Source organism: Streptomyces sp. LE64 (assembly GCF_052606915.1).
On record NZ_CP199708.1, the window covers coordinates 5,975,956 to 5,997,530 of the forward strand.

The 21,575-nt window shown below is 72.4% G+C and carries 21 protein-coding genes; 7 read left to right on the plus strand and 14 right to left on the minus strand.

Annotated elements, in window-relative coordinates; genetic code table 11:
- Positions 1 to 22 precede the first annotated feature (22 nt).
- Together ACSMX9_RS26730 and ACSMX9_RS26735 are read right to left on the minus strand one after the other, a co-directional pair.
- Positions 23 to 1,369, minus strand: coding sequence for an NtaA/DmoA family FMN-dependent monooxygenase (locus tag ACSMX9_RS26730; protein WP_351243981.1), 1,347 nt, complete (start codon positions 1,367 to 1,369; stop codon positions 23 to 25).
- 42 nt (positions 1,370 to 1,411) lie between these two features.
- The gene (locus tag ACSMX9_RS26735; protein WP_445397726.1) at positions 1,412 to 2,332 is read right to left on the minus strand and encodes a ribokinase; all 921 of its coding nucleotides are present in this window, start codon (positions 2,330 to 2,332) and stop codon (positions 1,412 to 1,414) included.
- A 128-nt stretch (positions 2,333 to 2,460) separates the two neighbouring features.
- On the opposite strand from ACSMX9_RS26735, the gene ACSMX9_RS26740 reads away from it, so the two are divergent.
- Both ACSMX9_RS26740 and ACSMX9_RS26745 read left to right on the plus strand, forming a co-directional pair.
- A complete protein-coding gene (locus ACSMX9_RS26740; protein WP_445397728.1) occupies positions 2,461 to 3,447 on the plus strand; it encodes a LacI family DNA-binding transcriptional regulator in 987 nt (328 codons plus the stop codon).
- Between the two features lie 302 nt (positions 3,448 to 3,749).
- The gene (locus tag ACSMX9_RS26745) at positions 3,750 to 5,075 is read left to right on the plus strand and encodes a diacylglycerol/lipid kinase family protein (RefSeq protein WP_445397730.1); all 1,326 of its coding nucleotides are present in this window, start codon (positions 3,750 to 3,752) and stop codon (positions 5,073 to 5,075) included.
- A gap of 10 nt (positions 5,076 to 5,085) precedes the next feature.
- On the opposite strand, the gene ACSMX9_RS26750 is transcribed toward ACSMX9_RS26745, so the two are convergent.
- From ACSMX9_RS26750 to rpmB, 3 genes are all read right to left on the minus strand, one after another.
- Positions 5,086 to 5,766 (minus strand): adenosylcobinamide amidohydrolase, encoded by a 681-nt coding sequence (locus ACSMX9_RS26750; protein ID WP_445397732.1) that lies wholly within the window; start codon positions 5,764 to 5,766, stop codon positions 5,086 to 5,088.
- A gap of 117 nt (positions 5,767 to 5,883) precedes the next feature.
- Positions 5,884 to 6,189 carry a 30S ribosomal protein S14 gene (gene rpsN / locus ACSMX9_RS26755; protein WP_351243971.1) on the minus strand — a complete coding sequence of 102 codons (306 nt, stop codon included), beginning with the start codon at positions 6,187 to 6,189 and terminating at the stop codon, positions 5,884 to 5,886.
- Positions 6,189 to 6,425: a 50S ribosomal protein L28 gene (gene rpmB / locus ACSMX9_RS26760; RefSeq protein ID WP_351243969.1), complete on the minus strand. Its 237-nt coding sequence runs from the start codon at positions 6,423 to 6,425 to the stop codon at positions 6,189 to 6,191. The genes rpsN and rpmB overlap by 1 nt, the downstream gene beginning before the upstream one ends.
- A 241-nt stretch (positions 6,426 to 6,666) precedes the next feature.
- On the opposite strand from rpmB, the gene ACSMX9_RS26765 reads away from it, so the two are divergent.
- Together ACSMX9_RS26765 and rpsR are read left to right on the plus strand one after the other, a co-directional pair.
- Entirely contained in the window at positions 6,667 to 7,824 is a 1,158-nt protein-coding gene (locus ACSMX9_RS26765) for a CobW family GTP-binding protein (RefSeq protein ID WP_445397733.1), read from the plus strand.
- Between the two features lie 37 nt (positions 7,825 to 7,861).
- Entirely contained in the window at positions 7,862 to 8,098 is a 237-nt protein-coding gene (gene rpsR / locus ACSMX9_RS26770) for a 30S ribosomal protein S18 (RefSeq protein ID WP_445397735.1), read from the plus strand.
- Positions 8,099 to 8,146: 48 nt separating this feature from the next.
- Here the strand turns inward: rpsR and ACSMX9_RS26775 are convergent, their stop codons facing one another.
- The 4 genes from ACSMX9_RS26775 to ACSMX9_RS26790 all read right to left on the minus strand — a co-directional run bounded on the left by ACSMX9_RS26775 (position 8,147) and on the right by ACSMX9_RS26790 (position 11,522).
- Positions 8,147 to 8,863 (minus strand): SDR family oxidoreductase, encoded by a 717-nt coding sequence (locus ACSMX9_RS26775; RefSeq protein ID WP_445397737.1) that lies wholly within the window; start codon positions 8,861 to 8,863, stop codon positions 8,147 to 8,149.
- A gap of 82 nt (positions 8,864 to 8,945) precedes the next feature.
- Positions 8,946 to 9,452, minus strand: a complete 507-nt coding sequence (locus ACSMX9_RS26780) for a DoxX family membrane protein (RefSeq protein WP_351243959.1) — start codon at positions 9,450 to 9,452, stop codon at positions 8,946 to 8,948.
- Between the two features lie 240 nt (positions 9,453 to 9,692).
- Entirely contained in the window at positions 9,693 to 10,619 is a 927-nt protein-coding gene (locus tag ACSMX9_RS26785; RefSeq protein ID WP_445397739.1) for a VOC family protein, read from the minus strand.
- A 42-nt stretch (positions 10,620 to 10,661) separates the two neighbouring features.
- Positions 10,662 to 11,522: a fumarylacetoacetate hydrolase family protein gene (locus ACSMX9_RS26790; RefSeq protein WP_445397741.1), complete on the minus strand. Its 861-nt coding sequence runs from the start codon at positions 11,520 to 11,522 to the stop codon at positions 10,662 to 10,664.
- Positions 11,523 to 11,739: 217 nt separating this feature from the next.
- Here ACSMX9_RS26790 and ACSMX9_RS26795 point away from each other — a divergent pair, with 217 nt between their 5' ends.
- The 3 genes from ACSMX9_RS26795 (at position 11,740) to ACSMX9_RS26805 (ending at position 13,974) form a co-directional block, all read left to right on the plus strand.
- A complete protein-coding gene (locus tag ACSMX9_RS26795; protein WP_445397743.1) occupies positions 11,740 to 12,453 on the plus strand; it encodes a GntR family transcriptional regulator in 714 nt (237 codons plus the stop codon).
- 11 nt (positions 12,454 to 12,464) lie between these two features.
- Complete coding sequence (locus ACSMX9_RS26800) at positions 12,465 to 13,220, plus strand: CoA transferase subunit A (protein WP_351243951.1); 756 nt, start codon at positions 12,465 to 12,467, stop codon at positions 13,218 to 13,220.
- Between the two features lie 124 nt (positions 13,221 to 13,344).
- Positions 13,345 to 13,974: a CoA transferase subunit B gene (locus tag ACSMX9_RS26805; RefSeq protein WP_351243949.1), complete on the plus strand. Its 630-nt coding sequence runs from the start codon at positions 13,345 to 13,347 to the stop codon at positions 13,972 to 13,974.
- Between the two features lie 155 nt (positions 13,975 to 14,129).
- Here ACSMX9_RS26805 and ACSMX9_RS26810 read toward each other — a convergent pair whose 3' ends face one another.
- The 5 genes from ACSMX9_RS26810 to ACSMX9_RS26830 all read right to left on the minus strand — a co-directional run bounded on the left by ACSMX9_RS26810 (position 14,130) and on the right by ACSMX9_RS26830 (position 21,146).
- Positions 14,130 to 15,464 (minus strand): amidohydrolase family protein, encoded by a 1,335-nt coding sequence (locus tag ACSMX9_RS26810; protein ID WP_366116747.1) that lies wholly within the window; start codon positions 15,462 to 15,464, stop codon positions 14,130 to 14,132.
- 50 nt (positions 15,465 to 15,514) lie between these two features.
- A complete protein-coding gene (locus tag ACSMX9_RS26815; protein ID WP_445397745.1) occupies positions 15,515 to 17,083 on the minus strand; it encodes an ABC transporter substrate-binding protein in 1,569 nt (522 codons plus the stop codon).
- Between the two features lie 96 nt (positions 17,084 to 17,179).
- Entirely contained in the window at positions 17,180 to 18,226 is a 1,047-nt protein-coding gene (locus tag ACSMX9_RS26820; protein WP_351244964.1) for an ABC transporter ATP-binding protein, read from the minus strand.
- Positions 18,223 to 20,205 (minus strand): dipeptide/oligopeptide/nickel ABC transporter permease/ATP-binding protein, encoded by a 1,983-nt coding sequence (locus ACSMX9_RS26825; RefSeq protein WP_445397747.1) that lies wholly within the window; start codon positions 20,203 to 20,205, stop codon positions 18,223 to 18,225. Before ACSMX9_RS26825 ends, ACSMX9_RS26820 begins: the two co-directional genes overlap by 4 nt.
- Positions 20,202 to 21,146, minus strand: a complete 945-nt coding sequence (locus ACSMX9_RS26830; protein WP_351244968.1) for an ABC transporter permease — start codon at positions 21,144 to 21,146, stop codon at positions 20,202 to 20,204. The genes ACSMX9_RS26825 and ACSMX9_RS26830 overlap by 4 nt, the downstream gene beginning before the upstream one ends.
- Positions 21,147 to 21,575: the final 429 nt, after the last annotated feature.

Consider the following 21,575-nt stretch of genomic DNA (forward strand, 5'->3'; position numbering starts at 1 on the left):
CCTCTCGTCGGGAGTGGTGGGCTCAGTGCCGGTACCGGGCGGCGGGGTGGCTGGCCGGCAGCGCCTGGTCGGACGCCCCGGTGAGGCGCTCGCGCAGGCTCTCGCCCTCCGTGTACTCCCCGCGGAAGACCCCGCGTTCCCGCAGGATCGGCAGGACCGACTCGACGAAGTCCGTGGTCGAGGTCGGCTGGATCGTCGGGGACAGCAGGAACCCGTCGAGGTCGGCGCCCTCGGCGAGGGAGCAGATCTCGTCGGCGATCTCCTCGGCGGTGCCGACGACCGGACGGGCGCCCACGCCGTGGGTGTGCCAGTCGGCGAGGACGTCCCCGACGGTCTTGTCCGCGAAGCGGGCCACCTGGGTCTGCGACAGCTCGGTCGACAGGTCCTTCATGGGGGTCTCGGGCGCGTAGGACGAGAGGTCCAGCCCGGTGAACATGGCGTAGCTGGCGACGGTCACCTCGGGCCGCTGGGCGTCGAGGATGCGCTGGTAGCGCCGCTCCGCGTCGGAGGTGGTGGCTCCCACGACGCAGGAGAACGCCGACATCACCTTGACCTCGTCGGCGCCGCGGCCGGCCTTGACGGCCTCCTCGCGGATGGCGGAGGTGTGTCCGGCGAGCTGCGCGATCGAGCCGCTGCCCACGAACATGCACTCGCCGTGGCGCCCGCCGACCCGGCGTCCGGCGGGCGAGGCGCCGGCCTGGAACAGCACGGGCGTGCCCTGCGGGGAGCGCGCGGTGTTGCCGTAGCCCTGCGAGCGGAAGTACGGGCCCTCGTGGTTGATCAGGTGCACCTTGGAGGGGTCGGCGAACCGGCCCTCCTTGTCCTTCTCCAGGGCGTCCGGCTCCCAGGCGCCCTCCCAGTACTTGTAGACGAGCTCCAGGAAGTCCTCGGCCATCTTGTAGCGGTCGTCGTGGGCCACCATCTCCATGCCGAACGCCTTGACGGCGGTGTCGGCGGTGCCGGTGGTCACGATGTTCCAGCCGATCCGGCCGCCGGAGAGCTGGTCGAGGGTGGCCATGCGGCGCGCGAACGCGTACGGGGGCTCCACCAGGACCGAGCCCGTCATGACCAGGCCCAGGTTGGTGGTCGTGGACAGCAGGGCCGAGGCCACGACCACCGGGTCGAGCCGGGGGAGGTCGAGGGTCTCCTCGGTGGCGATGGGCGGGCGCTTCCCGTCGATCTCGGACCAGCCCCAGGCGTCGGCGAGGAAGAGGAAGTCCAGCTTGGCGTCCTCGCAGATGGTGGCGAGCTCGCGCCAGTAGCCGAGGGTGTCGAAGAGGTGCCGCTGGCTGTCGGGGTGGCGCCAGGTGGCGGTGCCGCTCGCGTTGGTCTGCGCGTTCTCGAACAGGCCGATCTTGAGGTTCCTCATGGTGGTTCTCCGTAGTGCAGGCGGGGTGACCCGCGGGGGGTGTCAGAGGGAGGAGGCGACGGCGGGTGCGTCGAGCTGGTCCGCGTACGGCATGGAGGTCTGGGCGCCGCGGCCGGTCGCGGCGTGCGATGCCGCCCGGACCGCCCGTTCGACCGCGGCCGGGAGGCCGCTGCCGCGGGCGAGCGCGTCCGCGAGGGCGCCGCAGAAGGTGTCGCCGGCGCCCACGGTGTCGATGGCGTCCACCGTCGGTGCGGGGACGTGGCGGGTGGTGGTGTCGTGCGCCTCCTTCAGGACGGCGCCGTCGGCACCCAGCGTCACCACCACGGCCCGGCACGGGAGCGCGGCGCGCTCCAGCAGGGCCCGTGCCTCGTCGACGCTGGTGGGCCGGTCGGCGCCGAGGAGCGAAACGAGTTCGCCGAGGTTGGGCACGAGGACGTCGACGGCGGCCAGGACCCGGTCGTCCAGCGGACGGGCGGGTGCCGGGTTGAGGACGACGACCCCGCCCTGTTCGTGGGCCCGCAGCACCGCCAGCTCGACCACCTCGGGTGCGATCTCGTGCTGCACGAGGACGATCTCGCCGGCCGAGCGGACGAGCCGGTCCGGCAGGTCGTCGACGTCGAGGTCGGCGTTGGCCCCCGGGTTCACGACGATGGTGTTCTCACCGGAGCCGTCGACGACCACCGCGGCGATTCCGGTCGTGGCGTGCTCGTCCGTCCGCACGGCTTCGACGTCCACGCCCTCCGAGACGAGCGTGTCGAGGATGGCGTCCGCGTCCGTCCCGACCCTGGCGACGAGCCGCACCGGCGATCCGAGGCGGGCGGCGGCGACGGCCTGGTTGGCGCCTTTGCCGCCGACCCCCTCCACGAAGTGCTGTGCGAGCACGGTTTCGCCGGCGTGCGGAAGGTCCGCGACGGTCAGGACGAAGTCGCGGTTCACCGAACCTACGACGGTGATGGGCGACATGTGAACTCCTTGGGAGATCGATTTCCGACATGCTGTACCAGAGCACCCGAGACGTCAAGTAGCCTCATCGTGCCCATTCGCCCCGATGCCGTGGCGCCATCCCGCCCCGACCGAGAGGGACCACCCACGTGACAGCGCCCCGACTGATCGACGTGGCCGAAGCCGCCGGCGTCTCCCGCGCCACGGCCTCGCGCGTGCTCGCCGGCACCCCGCGCAACGTCGACCCCGAGCTCGCGCGCCGCGTCGAGGAGGCCGCGAACCGGCTGGGCTACCAGCCCAACCACTCGGCCCGGGCGCTGCGCACCGGCGAGACCGGCACCATCGGCGTCGTGCTCCCCACGCTCGCCAACCCGTACTTCGTCCAACTCGCCGACGCCATAGCCCAACACGTGCGCGCGGCCGGGGGCACGCTGGTGGTCTCCGACGCGGCGAACGACACCGCGATCGAGGCCGAGCAGATCGACACCCTGCTCAGCGGTCGGGTGGACGGCCTGTTCGTGGTCCCCGTGTCGGCGGGCGCCTCCGGACCCGCCATCCGCGACGCCGCCCGACGCCGTCCGGTCGTCCTCTTCGACCGCTGGGCCGAGGAGTCCGGCACGGTGGCCGTCACGCTCGACAACGCCGCCGCGGTCCGGCTGCTGGTCGACCACCTGGAGGGCATCGGGCGCCACCGGATCGCCCTGGTGGCCGACCAGGCGTCCTCCGCGGGTGCCGAGCGCGTGGCCGCCTTCACCGCGGCGCAGGGGCCCGACGCCACCACGATCCTGCTGCCGGACTTCACCACCGACGCCGGCCGGACGGCCGCCCGCCGCATCATCGAGCGGCGCGACCGGATCGACGCGGTCGTCTGCGGTGCGGACGTCCTCGCCGTCGGGCTGGTGAGCACCTTGCACCGCTCGTCGGTCGCCGTGCCCGGGGAGATCGCCGTCACCGGCTTCGACGACACCGAGATGCTCAAGCTCCTCGACCCGCCGATCACCTCCATCCGCCATCCGCTGTCCGCGATGGCCGAACGGGGGCTGGCCCTGCTCCAGGCGCCCGGCCGCGAACGGGCCGAGCGGGTCGAGCGGTTCGCCCCGCAGCTCGTGGTCCGGGCGTCGACCGACGAGTCCTGACAGCACGTCAACCGGCCCGGGAGCGGCGCGAACCGAAGGCCACGACGCGTCAACTCCGCCCTTGTGCATCCTGGTTGGGCCAGCTTCCACCGGCGCGGTGGACGCGCGCCCGGATCTCGAACGCGGCGTCGAAGCCGGCCCTGCCGCCGGAGGGAACCCCGGCAGGCGTCCACCGCGGGGCGGGGTGTCGCGGCGCACCCGCCGGGGACGGGGAACTCACCCGCCCGGCCCGTTCGGGATGCCGCCGGGCCCGTGCCCGGGCAGATTGGCCGGACCGGACGGGTGCGAGGGGCGGAAGCGGCATGGGCCAGCAGGAAGGGGGGACCGGGGGCCCGGTTCGCCGGTGGCTGGCGCGGCTCGCCGTCCTGGCCGCGCTGGGCGTGCTGGTGGTGTTGGTGGTCGCGTGGGGCGAAGCCGGGCTGGTGATCGTCGGCATCGGACTGCTCGGGGTGGTCGTCTGTGCCGTGGGGGCGTGGTGGTTCCTGGCTCACCGGGGCGCGGTACGCCTCCTGGGCGCGGTGGTGGCGATCGCTGCGCCGGCGGCCGTTCTGGTGCTCTTCACCCATGAGGGCCTGTGGCTCACGGCACTGGTGCTGGGCCTGTGCTGGGTCGCCACCGTGGCCTGCGCCCGGGCGGCGTTGCGGGGCTCCCCCGACCGGCCGCCGCGCAGGACGAGCGTCGCGCCCCGGCCGGAGCACCCGGTGCTGATCATGAACCCGAGGTCGGGGGAGGGGAAGGTGGGCCGTTTCGGCCTGGTCGAGCGGGCCGGGGAACGGGGGGCCCGGGTGCTCCTGCTCGACCCCGCGGCCCCCGCCGACGTCACCGCACTGGCCCGTGCGGCGGTCGCCGAGGGTGCCGACCTGCTGGGGGCGGCCGGCGGGGACGGCACCCTGGCGCTGGTCGCGGCCGTGGCCGCCGAACACGGTCTGCCGTTCCTCGTGGTGCCCGCCGGCACCCGCAACCACTTCGCGCTGGACCTCGGACTCGACCGGGAGGACCCGGCGCGGTGCCTGGAGGCGCTGACCGACGGGGAGGAGTTCCGCGTCGACCTGGGCGAGGTCGCGGGCCGTCCCTTCGTCAACACGGTCTCGTTCGGCGTGTACGCGGACGTGGTGCAGCGCCCCGAGTACCGCGGGGCCAAGGCGGGCACGGCACTGAACCTCATGCCGGACCTGTTGCTGGGGGAGGGCGTCCGGAGGGTGGACGCACGGGCGGACGACACGGTGCTGACCTCCCTCCAGGCGCTGTTGGTCAGCAACAACCCCTACGCCTCGCCCGACGCGTTCGGCGGTGCCGGTCGTCGGCCCCGTCTCGACTCCGGCCTGCTGGGCGTGTTGGGGCTGCGGGTGGAGGGGGCGGCGCAGGCCGCCGACCTCGCCGTGCGGGGCTCGCGGTCCGCGGGGCTGACCGTGCTGACCGCCCGTGTGGTGGAGGTCACCTCCGCGGCGGGCGAGATCCCGGTGGCGGTGGACGGCGAGGCCCTGCGGCTGACCACTCCCCTCGTGTGCGCCCTCCGCCCCGGTGCGCTGCGGGTCCGGGTGCCACGGAGGACGGTGCCCGGGCCCGTGCCCGCCCCGCCGCTGGACTGGCGGCGTCTCCTGCGGCTCGCGTTCGGCCGGTCCCGCTGAGCCCGCCGCGCTACGGCGGGGGCGCGGCGGCCCGCACCGCGCGGTGGACGGCCCGGGCGAGCCGTGCGCCCCACGGGGAGCGGGGGCCCGCGAAGCCGTGCACCTCCGCCCCCGGGGCGGGGACGCGTGCGGCGACGCACACGGCGTCGGTGGGGGTGCCGGAGCAGTCGTATCCGGCGTCGAGCAGCGCCTGGACCTTGGCCTCGGTGGCGGTGACGACCGCGTTGACCAGCGCGGCGTCGGTCAGGGCGACCGGGAGTGCGACGACGATGTTGACCGTGCCGGGCTGATGCGGCACGGTCGCGCTCCCGGCCGGGGAGGCGGCCCACCCGCGGACTCCGAGCCCCGCGGTGGCGACCGCGCCGACCCCGCCGTCCTGCGCCCGGCCGTGGGCCGTAACGTCGGCGGCGGTCATCAGGCCCACCCCCGTGCCCCGCGCTCCGGCGTCCGCCGCGAGTGCGGCGAGGTGCCGGTCCGGGTCGGTGCGCCGGTAGCCGTGCGAGACCTGGGCGTTCAGCACCCAGGCCCGCTCGCCCAGGCCGCCGCCCAGGACGGAGCTGCTGACCATGCGCCAGCCGGGACCCGCCCGCCAGAGCAGGGCGCCCAGGGTCCCGCCGTCCTCGACCCGGGCCAGCCGCTCGACCCGGAGCGGGCCGACGGAGGTGCGGGGCGGCGGGACGACGGTGCTCACCGGGGGACCTTCCACGGACGACGGGGACCGGGCGATCGTACAAGCAGTGCGGCGCCGCCCGGGCTCCGGCGTCGGCGTCCCCCGGGCCTCGCCCGCCCGGGGGACGCCGCGTCCGAACTACCAGGACGACTTGGTCGTCCCCGGGAGGAACCCGGCGTGCGCCAGCTGTCGGGTGCGCACCCGGGAGAGGCCGAACTTGCGCAGGTAGCCGCGGGGGCGGCCGTCCACGGCGTCGCGGTTGCGCACCCGGGTGGCACTGGCGTCGCGGGGCTGCCGGCGCAGTTCCGCGGCGGCGGCCTCCCGCTCGGCGTCGGTGCTGGAGGGGCGTCGGACGACCTCCTTCAGCTCGGCGCGCCGGGCCGCGTACCGGGCGACGACCTCCTTGCGCTTCTCGTTCTGGGCGATCTTGCTCTTCTTGGCCATCAGACCTTCCCTCCGCGGGCCCGGATGCGGGCCACCGCGGCCTCGATCCCGATCGAGTCCACCGTCTTGATCGCCCGGGCGCTCAGCGTGAGGCGGACGTGCCGCCCTTCGCTCGGCAGCCAGTAGCGCTTGTGCTGGATGTTCGGGTCGAAGCGGCGCGAGGTGCGGCGGTGCGAGTGGGAGACGGCGTTGCCGAACCCCGGTTTGGCGCCGGTCAGTTGGCAGTGGGCTGACATCGGTGGTGCGTCCTCTCGAAGGGCTCCGTAAATGATTATGGAAATCATTGTCATATACTGCCCTGGTGATGCGCAACGAGGACCACTCGATCGGCCGGCCGCCGGCCGCCTCCGCGTCTCGACGACACCCCGCCGTCCCGCTCCGTCTCCACCCGCACCGAAAGGGTTCCCGGATGAGTCCGCCCGCCGACCGCTTCCCCCGTAGGTCCCCCGCCCGCCCGGTCGACGGCGGGGGGCGGTGATGGAACGCGCACACCGGCTGTCGGTCGTCGTGGTCGCCGGACTCCACGCCGAAGCGCGGACCGAGGTGGTCGAACGGCTGTTGCGGGCCGTGCCCGGGAGCGTGGCCCTGCACCACGACCTCACCGGGGCGGCCGGGGGCACCGTCCGCTCCCTGCTCCGCGACGCCTCCGGCACCCTCGCCCACCGGGACGCGGCCTGGGTCAACGACTGCGCGTGCTGCACGCTCCGCGAGGACCTGGTCCCCGAACTGGAGCGGCTGGCCGACGACCCGGTGAACCGGCTGGCCGTGGTCGAACTGTGGGACTCCGTCGAGCCGAAGGCCATGGCGGAGGTGATCGCCGCGCACGGCAGCGAACGGCTGGCCCTGACGAACGTGGTCACCGCGGTGGACCCGGCGCTCGTCCTGCCCTACCTCGCCAACGGGGACGACCTCGCCGAGGTGGGCCTCGCCGCGGCGCCCGCGGACCGGCGCACGGTCGGCGACACCTGGGCCCGGCAGGTGGAGTACGCCCCCGTGCTCGCCCTCGTCGAGGGGGCGGCGCAACCGGTCGACGAGGAGGACCGTGCGCTCCTCGCCCAACTGCACCCCACCGCCCTACGGGTGCCGGCCGACTCCGAGGCCCTCGCCCGGATCGTCTTCGCCGGCTTCGACGTCGACGCCGCGGCGGCGGCCCAACACGCGGCCAGCGCGCTGCTGCCGCAGGACGCCGACGAGGCCGGCGTCGCCACGTTCGTCTGGCGCCGGCGCCGACCCTTCCACCCCGAACGGCTCCACGAGGCGCTGGAGGAACTCTGCTGCGCGGCCGCCCGCAGCCGGGGCCGGTTCTGGCTCGCCGACCGCCCCGACACCCTGCTCGCCTGGGACGCGGCCGGGGGAGCGCTCTGCGTGGAGAACGCCGGCCCCTGGCTGGCCTCGCTGCCCGAAGCCGCCTGGGAACTGGTCCCCCCGGTGCGTCGGGCGGCGGCCGCGCTCGACTGGCACCCCGACCACGGCGACTGCTGCCAGCACCTCGTCTTCACCTCGCCCGGCCTCGACCGGGACGGGCTGGAACGCCTCCTGGACTCCTGCCTGTTGACCGACGCGGAGTACGCGGCCGGCCGCGACGGCTGGAAGCGACTGCCCGCCGCCTTCGACGCCCTCCTCGACGCCCCCTGACCCCGTCCGGCACCCCCGACCCAGTGAAGGAGTCTCCATGACCCGCCCGCCCCGGCCCGCCAAGCAGGGCCGACCGCGTCCCAACCCGCTCGACGCCGCCGGCATCACCACCATCGACTACAAGGACACCGAACTGCTGCGGAAGTTCATCTCGGACCGGGGCAAGATCCGCAGCCGTCGCGTCACCCGGGTGACGGTCCGTCAGCAGCGCGCACTCGCCGCGGCCGTCAAGACCGCGCGGGAGATGGCACTGCTGCCCTACGCCGAGCGCTGAGCCCCGCTCCACCCCGGGCGGGGCTCAGCGGGGCCCGGCCGCGCCCGGTCAGGCGAACCGCATGCCCGCGTCCACCACGATGTTCTCCCCGTTGATGCCGCGGCACGTCAACAGCAGCATCGTCGTCGCCACGATGTCGTCCGGGGTGGGCAGTCGTTTCGCCGGGGTCCGCAGGCGCATGGCCTCGTACCAGTCGGCCCGCACCGGATCGGCCTCGTCCACGGCGGCGGTGCCGCCCACCACCCCCGGGGTCAGCGCGTTGACCCGGACCGGGGCGATCTCCACGGCGAGCGAGTTGACCAGGCCGATGATCCCGGCGTTGGCCATGGAGATGGTGGTGGAACCGGGAACGGGGCGCCACATCGACAGCCCGCTGAACAACACCACCGAGGCGTCGTCGGCGAACTTGGGAAGCGCCTTGTTGACGGCGGTGGCGTAACCGACCGTCTTCATCAGGGACGTGCGGGCGCAGTCGTCCGGGCGGAAGTCCCTGATGGTGTTGTGGTCCCGGTCGAGGGCGGTGAGCACCAGGTGGTCGACCCGGTCCATGCCGTCGAACAGCGCACCGATCGAGTCCCAGTCGGTCAGTTCGCAGGCGGCTCCGGTGACCGAGCCGCCGATCTGAGCCGCCCTCGACCGGGCCTGGGCCTCGTCGCGTCCGGTGATGGTCACGCGGGCGCCCTGGGCGGCGGCCGATTCCGCGACCGCGAAGCCCAGGCCCCGGGTGCCGCCGATGATGACGATGTGACTGTCCGGTCGCAGCATGTGCGTTCTCCTCGATGGTGGTTCCGCCGTTCCCGGGCGGGGGAACGGCGGAGGGGAAGGGGATGGGCGGGGAGGGGGCGGATCAGGCCGTCACGGAGCGGCGGCGCAGCAGGCTCGCCCGGGTGATCACCCCGGCCGCGGCCAGGGCCGCCGCGCCCACCGCGGCCGAACCCCAGGCCGCCCCCGACAGTTCGGTGAGCCCGAAGGCGTGGTCCAGCGACCACTCGCCGGGACCGGTGAAGCCGAGGGCCGCTCCGACCACGGCGTACAGCAGGGGGAGTTCGAAGCCGCCGGTCTGGGCCCACAGGCCCTTCGACGCGTTCACCGAACCGGCCACGATCAGCGTGCCGCAGGTCATGGCGGCGGCGAGCGGGGACAGCAGACCGAGCACCAGGAGCGCGGCCGCGGTGATCTCCGAGGCGGCGGCGACGAAGGCCATGGTGCGGCCCGGTCGCAGGCCCCAACTGGAGAACACCCCGCCGGTGCGGTCCAACCCCAGCCCGCCGAACCAGCCGAACATCTTCTGGGCGCCGTGCCCGAAGAGCAGGCCGCCGAGCGCCAGCCGCAGCAGTAGCAGGCCGATTTCCATGGGTGTCTCCTCGTGGTCTGTTCTCGGGTCCGCCGCAGCGGTGGTGAAGGGGAGGCGGTGGGCCCGCGAGGTCCTCGCGGGCCCACCGGGGTGCCGGCTGCGGACCGGCACCGAACGGGGGGCGCTTCGCGGCGGCGGGACCGGACCGCCTGGACCGGTCGGGCCGCCGGGGTGTGCGCAGCGCCCGCCGTGGCGCGGGGGCGGACCCGGGGCGGCCCCGTCGGGACGGGGCCGCGGGGGTCAGGACTTCGGTTGGTGCGCGCCGGTCATCAGCGCCGCCAGGTCCTCCGGGTTGAGGAAGGACGGCGGGGGCGGCGGCCCCCAGTTGAAGAGTCCCTTGGCGCCTTCGAGGACCTCGGGCGTCCAGAGTTCGTCCTCGGAGACGGTGTCCATGTCGGAGTAGTACTCCGAGAAGTTCCCGGCCGGGTCCTTGAGGTACCAGAAGAAGTTGGACCCCGCGTGGTGCCGACCGAGGCCCCAGACGTGACGCTCCGGGTGGTCCTCCAGCATGGCCTGCGCGCCCCGCCCGATGTCGTCGATGTCGTCCACCTGCCAGGAGGTGTGGTGCAGGTAGTTCACCGGGGAGTTGAGGACCAGGATGTTGTGGTGGTCCGTGGAACAGCGCAGGAAGGCGCCCTTGCCCTTGATGTAGTCGCTGGCCCGGAAGCCGAGCCCGTCGACGAGGAAGCGGGTGGTCGCCTCGTAGTCGACCGACCCGATCACCGCGTGGCCCAGCTTGCGCGGGCGCACCGGCCCCTCGCGCAGCACGCCGGGGGCGCGGGCGCCGGCCCGCTCGATGCGGCCGGGCCCGTTGTAGGGCGTCGCCGATATCCGGGGTTGCCGGATGCGTTCGGCGATCCGCACCGTGACCCGCACCCCGGTCACCGCCTCCACGGCCGTCAGGGACGTGTCGTCGAGGGTGACCGGCACGCCCAGCGTGGTGAGGCTGGACGCGGCGCGCGCCAGGTCGTCCGCGTCGTCGGCGCCGATGTTCGCGGCGACCAGGCGACGGACGGGGGAGTCGACGATCCGCAGCTGTGCGCCGCCGTCGAGGGTGGTGAGCCAGCCCGACTCACCACGGCCGAGGCCGAAGTCCTCGTAGTAGGCGGTGGTCGCGGCGACGTTGGGGACGCCGATCACCACCGAGGTCAGACCGTGCAGGGGCATGGAACGCCCTCCCTTCCTGTGACGCGGGTGCGGCGGGTCACGTCAGGCCCCTCGGGCCGCGACCATGCGGTGGCGCATCTCGCCGATGCCCTTGACGTAGCTGACGAGTTCGTCGCCGTCCTGGAGGTAGCGCTGCGGGGTGCGGCCGAGGCCGACGCCGGCCGGCGTACCGGTGAAGATCACGTCGCCCGGCAGCAGCGGGGCGACCGCGGAGAGCCGCGAGATCAGCGCGGAGATCGGGAACACCAGGTCGCGGGTGCGGCCCTGCTGCACCTGCTCGCCGTTGATCAGCGTGCCCAGTTCCAGGTCGTCCCGGTCGGGGACCTCGTCGGGGCTCACCAGGACGGGGCCGACGGGACCGAAGCCGGGGAAGGACTTGCCCAGGCTGAACTGGGGGGCCGGGCCGGAGAGCTGGAGCCGCCGCTCGGAGATGTCCTGGCCCACGGTCAGCCCGGCGACGTGGTTCCATGCCTCGGCCTCGGAGACCTGGTCCGCGTACCGGCCGATCACGGCGACCAGTTCGACCTCCCAGTCGACGTCTCCGCCCGCGGGCAGGGTGACCTGGCCGTAGGGGCCGGTGAGGCAGGAGATGAACTTGGTGAAGACGGTCGGGGTGTCGGGGACCGCGAACTTGGACTCGGCGGCGTGGTCGGCGTAGTTGAGGCCGATGGCGAAGACCTGGCGCGGGCTGGGGACCGGGTTGCCGAGGTCCTCCGGACGCACGCGCACGGCGTCGGGGCGGCCCGGGGTCACCGTGGCCGCGAACTCGGTGAGGGCGTCCCAGCGTTCGTAGGCCGACTGGACGTCCGAGCTGAACCGTCCCGCGCTGGCGCGTTCGACGTCAACGGCTTCTAGGGGGGCGGTCATCAGGCTCAATCGACCGGAAACGTTGGCGACTTTCACGTGCACTGCTCCTCTGCTCGGTGCAGCGGCTCGTCAGCCGTGGGACGACCCGTCGAGCGGGTCCACGGGCCGCCGGAACGGTGCCCGGCGCTGCCGACCGCTGGTCCGTGAAACACCGGATGGTTCACGGAATGCCCTATGTGTACCCCTCGATATTCGACCGGTCAACCATCTTTCGAAAGTTTATCTCGGGTTCGCATTCCGATACAGTGTTCGCATGGCACGTGAGGGGCGCGGGGGGACCACCCGCACAGAGGGCATTTACCGCACACTGCGCAGCGATATCCTGGGAGGCCGCCTCGTTCCCGGCGAACGCCTGAAGTTCCCCGACCTCTGCGAGCGCTACAACACCAGCGTGGGTGCCGCCCGCGAAGCGCTCACCAGACTGAAGGGGGAGGGGTTCGTCAAGGCCCAGCCCCGGCAGGGCTACATGGTCACGCCGCTGTCCCACTCCGACCTCGCCGACCTCACCGAGGCCAGGACGGAGATCGAACCCCTGGTCCTGCGGCTCTCGGTCGAGCAGGGCGACATGCGCTGGGAGTCCGACGCGGTCGCCGCCCACCACATGCTGGAGCGCACCCCCTTCTTCGCCGAGGGCGAGCAGGGGGGCATCTCCGACGACTGGACCGAGGCCCATGCCGCGTTCCACCTCGCGCTGATCGCCGCGTGCCGCAACCGCCGGTTGCTGGACACGGCCAAGGCCATGCGCGAGGAAGCCGAGCTCTACCGACAGTGGTCGGTCTCCTTCGGTCAGGAGCCCCACCGCGACCTGGCGGGCGAACACCGCGCCCTCCTCGACGCCGCGGTCAGCCGCGACGGCGATCTCGCCGCCCGACTGCTGCGGGACCACATCTCCCACACCACCCGGCTGCTGATCACCTGCGCCGTGGACGAACCGAACACGGAGCAGGGCAGCCCCGCACGAGAGTAGTTCGCGCTCCCATGCACAAGGTCCTTCCCACGGCGGCGGACGCCGTCGCCGACATCACCCACGGAGCCTCCCTGGCCGTCGGAGGCTTCGGCCTGTCGGGCATACCCGACGAGCTGATCGACGCCCTGCTGCACTCCGGTACGGCAGGGCTGCGGATCGTCTCCAACAACTGCGGCGTCGACGACTGGGGCCTCGGCCCGCTGCTGACCGCCGGCCGCATCGACCGGGTCACCGCCTCCTACGTGGGCGAGAACAAGGAGTTCGCCCGCCAGTACCTCGCGGGCGAACTGGAGGTCGAACTCGTCCCCCAGGGCACCCTGGCCGAGCGGCTCCGCGCCGGCGGCTGCGGCATCCCGGCCTTCTACACCCCGGCCGGCGCCGGCACCCAGGTCGCCGAGGGCGGACTGCCCTGGCGCTACGGCCCGGACGGCTCCGTGGCCGTGGCCTCGCCGCCCCGGGAGACCCGCGCCTTCCAGGGTCGGGAGCACCTCCTGGAACACTCGATCACCACGGACTTCGCCCTGGTGCACGCGGCCCTCGGGGACCGCCACGGCAACCTCGTCTTCGCCGGCTCGGCCGGCAACTTCAACGCGCTCTGCGCCATGGCCGGCAAGATCACCATCGCCCAGGTGGAGCGCCTGGTGGAGCCCGGCGAACTCGACCCGGTGCACGTCCACGTGCCCGGCGTCTTCGTGCAGCGCGTCGTCCCGGTGGCACAGGGCATCAAGCGCATCGAGAAGCGCACCGTCCGCCCCGTGCAGGGCTGATCCCACCCCATCCGCTCCCCGGGGCGCGCGGGACCCCGCAACCGCGCCCACGGCCCTTCCGGGGCCGTTCGTCGCCCTCCTCGGGGCCTCCCGCGCACCCACCCACCACCAGGAGAACTCCGCCATGGCGCTCACCCGTGAACAGATGGCCCGCCGGGCCGCCGCCGAACTGGTCGACGGACAGTACGTCAACCTCGGCATCGGCCTGCCCACCCTCGTCCCCGGGCTGCTGCCCGAGGGCATCAGCGTCGTCCTGCACAGCGAGAACGGCATCCTCGGCGTCGGCCCCTACCCCGTGGACGGGGAGGAGGACCCCGACCTCATCAACGCGGGCAAGGAGACCGTCACCGTCCGCCCCGGCGCCGCCCTCTTCGACTCGGCGTTGTCCTTCGGGATGATCCGGGGCGGCCACCTCGACGTCGCGATCCTCGGCGGGATGCAGGTCTCCGCCACCGGGGACCTGGCCAACTGGTCCGTCCCCGGCAAGATGATCAAGGGCATGGGCGGGGCCATGGACCTGGTCCACGGTGCCGGCCGGGTCATCGTGCTGATGGAGCACACCACCCGGGACGGCGCGCCCAAGCTCGTCGAACGGTGCGACCTCCCCCTCACCGGGCGGGGCGTGGTGCACCGGGTGATCACCGACCTCGCGGTGATCGACGTGACCGACCGGGGCCTGCGCCTTCGGGAACTCGCGCCCGGGGTGAGCGAGGAGGAGGTCCGCCGGGCGACGGCCGCCCCGCTGCACGTCTGACGGACCGTACGCCGCACGCACACAACGGGAGCGGGCCGGTCACCACCTGGTGACCGGCCCGCTCCCGTTGTGTGCGGCCGCTCGGTCCGGGCGCGCCGAACGGCCGACGGCCCCCCAAGAGCCGTCGGCCGTCCGACGCGGTCAGTCCCTCACCGTCAGCCGGTGACCCGGGACTTGAGCTCGACCAGCGACTCCATCAGCGCCTCCTCGTCGACGCCCACCAGGCGCCCCTCCTCCTTGCGGACGACCCCGTTCACCAGGACCGTCTCGACGTCGGCGGAGGTACCGAAGATCACCGCGTAGGCCGCCGGGTCCCCGACCAGCGGGCTGAAGCGACCGCTGTTCATGACGACCAGGTCCGCCAGCTTGCCCGGCGCGAGCGTGCCCAGGCTGTCCCCGAGGCCGAAGGCGTACGCCGGGTTCACCGTCGTGGTGGCCAGCAGCTCGCCCGGCTTGAGGGTCGCCAGGTTCTCCCGCGGGTTGAGCGGCAGCCGGCCGCCGTCCCGCGCCTGGAGGGCGTCCTGGGCCTGCATCAGGGTGTTGCTGATCCGCAGCTGCGAGAACAGGTCCAGCGGCACCCGGGCGGGGGTGTCGGTGCCGATGCAGAGCTTGACGCCCTGCTTGATCGCCCGGTTCAGGACGGTCAGCGAGCGCCCCACCGACACCTCGACCTCGGGCGTCACCGAGATCGCGATGTCCGCCTCGGCGACCATGGCGAGTTCCTCGTCCGAGGCGGCGTTCACGTGCACCGGGATGAGGTCGCTGCCCAGCAGCCCCTCGTCCCGCATGTCGCGCAGCTGGTGCGGGGCGTTCTGGTGCAGCGTGGAGCGCAGCCCCAGCGAACGGGCGAACTCGACCTCGCGCTTGAAGCGCTCCATGCCGACGACCTCGATCTCCGAGAGGCCGACCCCGAGCTGGACCAGGGCGTCCTCGCCGGTCACCACGGTCTTGCTCAACTCCGCGATGTGCTCGAACTTCTCGTCGAGGTCGCGCTCGGGGTAGCGCTGGCCGTCCAGCGCGTAGCCGAGGGTGAGTCCGTACCCCATGAGCACCCGCTGTCCGGTGCGGTGGTGCGCGGCGAACACCGACTCGGCGTGCTCCCGGGTGAGCAGCCCGTGCGCGAAGTCGACCGCGCCGGTGATGCCCCGGTCGATCATCTCGACGCCGCAGGCGTACACCGCGGTCTCGTAGTCCTTCGGGCTGAAGTCCTCCCGGGCGCGCGAGACCACGTTCTTGTAGATGTCGTGGGTCCACAGCTCCGAGGCGATGCCGCGCAGCGGCTGCTGCCACATGTGGATGTGGGTGTCCACCATGCCCGGGATGACGATCTTCCCGGTGGCGTCGATGGTCTTGTCCGCCGGGCCCGCCAGCCCGGTGCCGATGGCCTCGATCCGGTTGTCGCGGACCAGCACGTCCGCGTTCTCCAGGGTGCCGATCTGCGGGTCCATCGTGACGACGGTCGCGTTCTTGATGAGGATGCTCGACGGCATCGTGTCAACTCCTGTGGGTGAAGAGCGGGGTGGGACGGAACGGGCGGGGACTACCGCTTGGATTCGAGCTCCCAGTACCGGATCACGGACGGGAGCGTCGGGGTGCCCTGCACGTTGTCCACGGTCTTGCCGTTGTAGGCCCAGAACGACTGCGCCTCGTGGAAACCGCAGTCGAGCGCCTGGTCGTTGATGGTCTTCGTCATGTCCTGCCACGCCTTGTCCGCGGCCTTCGCGTCGGGCGCCGCGAGGGCGCGCTCCACGGCGCTGTCCAGCTCGGGGTACGCGTTCTTCTTGGGGTTGCCCGCGCCGCTGGGACCGAACTTGTACAGGTAGTAGTCGTAGACGCTGGCGTCACCGAAGTCCGCCATGATGGCGGCCGGGTACTTGCCGTTGTTGTAGACCGTGTAGTACTGGCCCCACGTCATCATGTCGAGCTTGACGTCCACGCCGATCTGCTTCATCTGGTCGCGGAACAGCTCGGCCACGGTGCGCTGGATGTCGTAGGTCGGCAGGGTGAAGCTGACCTTGGGGTTGCCCGCCTCGGCCATCAGCTTCTTCGCCGCCTCGACGTCGTGCGGGTAGCCCTTGACCGAGGGGTTGTAGCCCTGCTGACCCTCGCTCATGCGCTGCTGGTGGACCTTGGACATGCCGTTGAACTGGGCGTCCACGATCTCCTGCGGGTCCATCGCGGTGCAGATGGCCTGCCGCACCTTCGGCTCGGCGAACACGCCCTCCGTGTCGTACATCAGCAGGTGGAAGATGGACTGCTTGTACGTCAGCAGGGACAGGTCGTTCTGCTTGGCCCGCTCGACGTAGGGCGCCGTGGTGTAGGCGATGTCCAGCTGACCGCTGCGCAGTCCGTTCATCAGCGAGTCGGGGTCGTTGATGAAGTGCACCTCGATCCCGCCCACCTTGAGGTCCTTGGCGTTGCGGTACTTGTCGAACGCCTTCGCCACCACCTTGGAACCGGCGACGGAGGCCCCCGCGTCGTACACGAACGGCCCGGTGCCGGAGGGCTTCTTCGCCCAGTCGCCGGCGTCCAGCGCCTTCGGCGAGATCATGTAGCCCTGGCTCCGGGCCAGGTTGGGCACCAGGTTGGGCGCCGGGGACTTGAGGCTGATCCTGACCTGGTCGGTGCCCACCGCCTCGATGGCGGTGACCGGGGCCATCACCGAGGTCCACTGGCCCTTGCTGGCCTTCATGCGTTCGAGGTTCTTCACCGCCGCGGCGGCGTCGAAGGGGGTGCCGTCCTGGAACACGACGCCCTTCTCCAACTGGAAGGTGATCTCCTTCGCCGTCTCCTTCCAGGACGTGGCGAGCTTCGGCTCGATGGTGACGCCGTCCTTCGCGAGCCCCACCAGTCCCTCGTAGACGAGGGCGGTGTAGGTGCTGTTCGCGCGGTCGATGGTCTCCCAGTCGTTGAGCGGGACGGCCACGCCGAAGCGGGCCATGCCCTTGCCGCCGGTGCCCTTCGCGCCGCCACCGCTGCTGCTGCTGTCGCCCGAACCGCAGGCGGAGACGACGGCGATGGCGAGGGCGACCCCGACGGCGGGGTAGACCTGACGGCTCCTGCGGCGTGATGACCGCCCCGTGGAGGAGACGGGCGTGGTCTTGCTCATGGTGCTCTCCGATTTTCGAGGGTCCGAGGGCCCTAGGTGGGTGAGCTGCGCGGCGGGGAGCGGCCCGCCGCGCAGGAGGTGCGGGGGGAGAGGGGGTCAGGCAGCGGTCCGCGATCCGCGGACCTCTTCGGCGTGGTGGCAGGCCACCAGTCGCTCCCCGGAGCCGGCGGCGGGAACCTGCGGCAGGGGGAGGGAGACCGGCCGTGGGGTCTCGGTGCGGCAGAGGTCCGTGGCCCAGCGGCAGCGGTTCTGGTAAGGGCAGCCCGGCTTGTCGTCCAGGGGGCTCGGCGGTTCCGCCTTGCCACCGGTCAACTCGCGGCGCAGCCGCGACCGCTCGGCCTGCTCGTCCGGGTCGGTGACCAGCGAGGAGGCCATCAACATGTGGGTGTAGGGGTGCCCGGGATCGCCGTGCACCGCCTCCGCCGGACCGCTCTCCGCCATCCGCCCCAGGTACAGGACTGCGATGTCGTGGCTGACGTGGCGGACCACGTCGAGGTCGTGGGCGATGAAGAGGTAGCTGATGCCGTACTCGCGCTGGAGCTCCATCAGCAGGTTGATGACCTGGCTCTGGGTGCTCACGTCCAGCGCGCTGACCGGCTCGTCGCACACGATGAGCTTCGGCCGCACGGACAGGGCCCGGGCGATCGCCACCCGCTGGCGCTGTCCGCCGGACAACTCGCTCGCCATCCGGTCGCCGTGGAACGCGGAGAGTCCCACGTCGTCCAGCGCCCGGGCGACCTCCTTGTCCAGGGCGGCCCGGGACAGGGGGCGGTGCCGGGCGATGGTCTGACCGATGATGGTCGCGACCGTCTGCCGGGGGTTCAGGGACGACAGCGGGTCCTGGAAGACGACCTGCACGTCCTTGCGGTACGACAGCGGGGTCTGCCGGCCGAACCCCGAGATGTCCTGGCCGTCGAAGACGACCGTGCCCTCGGAGACGGGCGCCAGCCGCAGGATCGCCCGGCCGATGGTGCTCTTGCCCGAGCCGGACTCGCCCACCAGTCCCAGCGTGCGTCCGCTGCCGATGGTGAAGCTGACGTCGCGCACCGCGGTGAACGAGCGCCGTCGGCCCGTCATGCCCCGCCCCAGGCCGTACCGGACGCTGAGGTTGTCCACGGACAGCAGTGGTTCGTTGGCGCTCATTTCGTTCCCACCAGACGCAGTTCCCCGGCCCGCACGCAACGGACCCCGTCAGTGATCGGCACCGGCCCCGAAGTGCAGGCGGCGGTCGCGTACTCGCAGCGCGGGTTGAAGCGACAGCCCTGCGGCCACTCCCAGGCCGCCGGAACCCGGCCCGGGATCGTCGCCAGCTCGGCGCCCCCCACGCTGCCCTGCGGCATCGCGTTCAGCAGGGCTTCCGTGTAGGGATGCTTGGGCTTGCCCAGCGCCCCGCGCACGTCGCGGACCTCCACCACCTGGCCGGCGTACATCACGCCCACCCGGTCGCAGACGTCGGCGACCACGCCCAGGTCGTGGGTGATGATCAGCAGCGACATGTTCAGCCGCTCCCGCAGGTCGGACAGGAGCTCCAGCACCTGCGCCTGGATGGTGACGTCCAGCGCGGTCGTCGGCTCGTCCGCCACCAGCAGTTCGGGCTCGCTGGCCAGCGCCGCGGCGATCACCACGCGCTGGGCCATGCCGCCGGAGAACTGGTGCGGGTAGTCGGCCAGTCGGCGCTGCGGGTCGGGCACGCCGACCAGCGAGAGCAGTTCGGCCGCCCGTTCCCTGGCCTGGCCGCGCGACATGTCGCTGTGGGCGCGGATGCCGTCCACGAGCTGGTCCCCGATGGTGTGCACGGGGGAGAGCGCGGACATGGGGTCCTGGAACACCATGCCGATCCGCTTGCCGCGGATCGCCCCCCACTCCCGCTCGCTCAGCCCGACCAGTTCGGTGCCGTCCAGGGTCACCGAGCCGGCGGAGACCTCCACCCCCCGCGGCAGCAGGCCGAGGAGCGTGGACGCGGTGATCGACTTGCCCGAGCCGGACTCGCCGACCAGGCCGAACGCCTCGCCGCGGGCGATGTCGAAGCTGACCTCGGAGACCAGGTCCGCGGGACCGCCGGGGGTCTGGATGGCGGTGACGGTCAGCCCCTCGATCCGCAGCAGCGGAGCTTCCGCGCCGACCGCCTTCACCGCGGTGAGCGGAGCGGTCGCCTTCCCCTCGGCGGCCTGGGCCGCCCGGGTCGCCTTGAGCGCGGCGAAAGCCTTGCGGTGCTTGCGGGTGAAGGGCGTGCGCCGGGCCGTGGCGTCCCGCAGGCAGTCGCCCAGCAGGTTGTACATCAGCACGCTCAGGGTGATCGCCACACCCGGGTACACCGCGAGCATCGGCTCGTCGGCGAAGTGGGCGCGGGAGGCGTCCAGCATGCCGCCCCAGCTCACCTGGGTGGTGTCGATGCCGACGCCGAGGAAGCTCAGCATCGCCTCGATCAACAGGGCGGTGCCCAGGGCGATCGACGCCTGGACGATCACCGGGGCGGCGATGTTGGGCAGGATCTGCCGCAGCATGATCGCCGGCGTGCGCAGCCCCGAGACCCGGGCGGCGTCCACGTAGAGCCGCTCGCGTTCGGCGAGCACCACGGCCCGGGTGATCCGCATGAAGCTCACCGCGAACACCAGGCCCACCGCGAACATGGCCTTGACCAGGCCGTTGCCGATGATCGCGACCAGCGCCAGGGCCATCAGCAGCGCCGGGATGGCCTGCATGACGTCCGCGATGCGCATCCCGATCCGGTCCCACCAGCCGCCGAGGTAGCCGACGAGCAGGCCGAGGCCGACGCCGAGGACCACACCGATGCCGACGCTCTGGAAGGCGGCGATCAGGGCCGTGCGGGTGCCGTAGATCAGCCGGGAGAGGATGTCGCGCCCCAGGTCGTCGGTGCCGAGGAGGTGCTCGGCGCTCGGGCCCTGGAATCGGTTGGAGACATCGGGCTGGATGGGGTCGTGCGGGGCGACGAAACCGGCGGTCAGGGCCACCAGCACCTGGATCAGCAACAGCGCGAGACAGATGACGGCGATCGGCTGTCGGACGGTCCGGCTGAGGACGCCGGCCTGCTTGCGGCGCGCCCGACCCGGTGCGGCACCCTCGGTGCCCGGGGGCTTCTCGCCGATGGTTGCGGCGGTCACTGCGGCCTCACCTTCGGGTTGACGATGCCGTAGAGGATGTCCACGGCGAGGTTGACGCCCAGCACGATCAGGGCGACGACGACGATCGAGCCCTGGAGGACCGGGTAGTCGGCGCGGACCACGCTGTCGATGAGCAGGGTCCCCAGGCCGGGGATGGCGAAGATGCGCTCGATCACGAAGCTCGCCGCGACCAGGACGGACATCTGCACCGCGAGCACCGCGAGCACCGGGACCATGGCGTTCTTGGTGGCGTACTTGAGGACGATGCGCCGCCGGCTCACCCCGCGGGCGCGCAGCGACTGGACGTAGGGCGACTCCAGCGCCTCGATGGTGGCGCTACGGGTCTGCCGGGCCACCACGGAGGCGGTGCTCAGTCCGAGCGCCAGCGCCGGTAGCACCAGGCTCTGCACCCACATCCCGGGATCCTCGCCGAGCGGGGTGTATCCGACCGCGGGCAGCCACTCCAATTCGACCGCGAAGGTCAGCGCCAGCAGCAGCGCCACCCAGAAGCTCGGCAGGGCCAGGCCCAGGGCGACGAGCACGGTCAGCAGCCGGTCGGGGACCGAACCGGGACGCAGGGCGCCCAGCAGTCCGAGCGGGATGCCGGCGAGCAGGGCCACCGCCATGCCGGCCAGGGAGAGCGAGAGGGTGATGCCGAGGCGCTGCGAGATGGACTCGGCCACCGGGACCCCGGTGTACAGCGAGGCTCCCAGGTCGCCCTGGAGGGCGGCGGCGAGCCAGTCGGTGAACTGTTGCCAGAGGGGCTCCTGAAGACCCAGCTGGCGCGAGAGCTCGTCCCGTTGGTCCTGTCCGGCTCCCTCGCCCAGGATCTGGGCGACGGGGTCGGTGCCCGTCAGCCGGACCAGCATGAACACCAGGAGCGACACCAGGAACAGCGTGGGCAGCGCAGAAACGATTCTTCCGAGAACGAACTTGGTCATCGTTCCGCCCCGCCCCGCCCCGCCGTCCACGGCCGTGCGTCACCCCGCACGATCCGCCCCGGGCTCCTGCGCGCATCGACTGCGTCGCCGCGCTCGCATGCCACTTCCACGATGGCCACTCCTTTGTGTCAGTCCGCGAGGAGCTCGGCTCTTTGCGGAATGACCACATGTGTAACCGTTTCACATTCGAGGAGTCAACGATGTTTCGAAACTTTGAGACCTCTTCGTATCCAACGCAAGGTCTCGACCGCCCTCGCGGATGCTCCCGCCGAGGTGGTGGCGTGCGCTCCGGAAGCCCTTCCGGACGCCGGGGTCCTGGGCTAGCCTCGCGTGACGGGGACGTCGCGACGGCACCCCCGGACGGAGGGAGGCGGGCGATGGGTACGCGGACGGCCCGTCGGACCTTACTGGTCGGTAGCGCCAGGGGAG

Bases quoted from the DNA above. Each gene is read 5' to 3' on its own strand.
- ACSMX9_RS26730 (WP_351243981.1), bottom strand. From the start codon at position 1,369: ATGAGGAACCTCAAGATCGGCCTGTTCGAGAACGCGCAGACCAACGCG.
- ACSMX9_RS26735 (WP_445397726.1), bottom strand. From the start codon at position 2,332: ATGTCGCCCATCACCGTCGTAGGTTCGGTGAACCGCGACTTCGTCCTG.
- ACSMX9_RS26745 (WP_445397730.1), top strand. From the start codon at position 3,750: ATGGGCCAGCAGGAAGGGGGGACCGGGGGCCCGGTTCGCCGGTGGCTG.
- rpsN (WP_351243971.1), bottom strand. From the start codon at position 6,189: ATGGCCAAGAAGAGCAAGATCGCCCAGAACGAGAAGCGCAAGGAGGTC.
- rpmB (WP_351243969.1), bottom strand. From the start codon at position 6,425: ATGTCAGCCCACTGCCAACTGACCGGCGCCAAACCGGGGTTCGGCAAC.
- ACSMX9_RS26765 (WP_445397733.1), top strand. From the start codon at position 6,667: ATGGAACGCGCACACCGGCTGTCGGTCGTCGTGGTCGCCGGACTCCAC.
- rpsR (WP_445397735.1), top strand. From the start codon at position 7,862: ATGACCCGCCCGCCCCGGCCCGCCAAGCAGGGCCGACCGCGTCCCAAC.
- ACSMX9_RS26775 (WP_445397737.1), bottom strand. From the start codon at position 8,863: ATGCTGCGACCGGACAGTCACATCGTCATCATCGGCGGCACCCGGGGC.
- ACSMX9_RS26780 (WP_351243959.1), bottom strand. From the start codon at position 9,452: ATGGAAATCGGCCTGCTACTGCTGCGGCTGGCGCTCGGCGGCCTGCTC.
- ACSMX9_RS26785 (WP_445397739.1), bottom strand. From the start codon at position 10,619: ATGCCCCTGCACGGTCTGACCTCGGTGGTGATCGGCGTCCCCAACGTC.
- ACSMX9_RS26795 (WP_445397743.1), top strand. From the start codon at position 11,740: ATGGCACGTGAGGGGCGCGGGGGGACCACCCGCACAGAGGGCATTTAC.
- ACSMX9_RS26800 (WP_351243951.1), top strand. From the start codon at position 12,465: ATGCACAAGGTCCTTCCCACGGCGGCGGACGCCGTCGCCGACATCACC.
- ACSMX9_RS26805 (WP_351243949.1), top strand. From the start codon at position 13,345: ATGGCGCTCACCCGTGAACAGATGGCCCGCCGGGCCGCCGCCGAACTG.
- ACSMX9_RS26810 (WP_366116747.1), bottom strand. From the start codon at position 15,464: ATGCCGTCGAGCATCCTCATCAAGAACGCGACCGTCGTCACGATGGAC.
- ACSMX9_RS26815 (WP_445397745.1), bottom strand. From the start codon at position 17,083: ATGAGCAAGACCACGCCCGTCTCCTCCACGGGGCGGTCATCACGCCGC.
- ACSMX9_RS26820 (WP_351244964.1), bottom strand. From the start codon at position 18,226: ATGAGCGCCAACGAACCACTGCTGTCCGTGGACAACCTCAGCGTCCGG.
- ACSMX9_RS26830 (WP_351244968.1), bottom strand. From the start codon at position 21,146: ATGACCAAGTTCGTTCTCGGAAGAATCGTTTCTGCGCTGCCCACGCTG.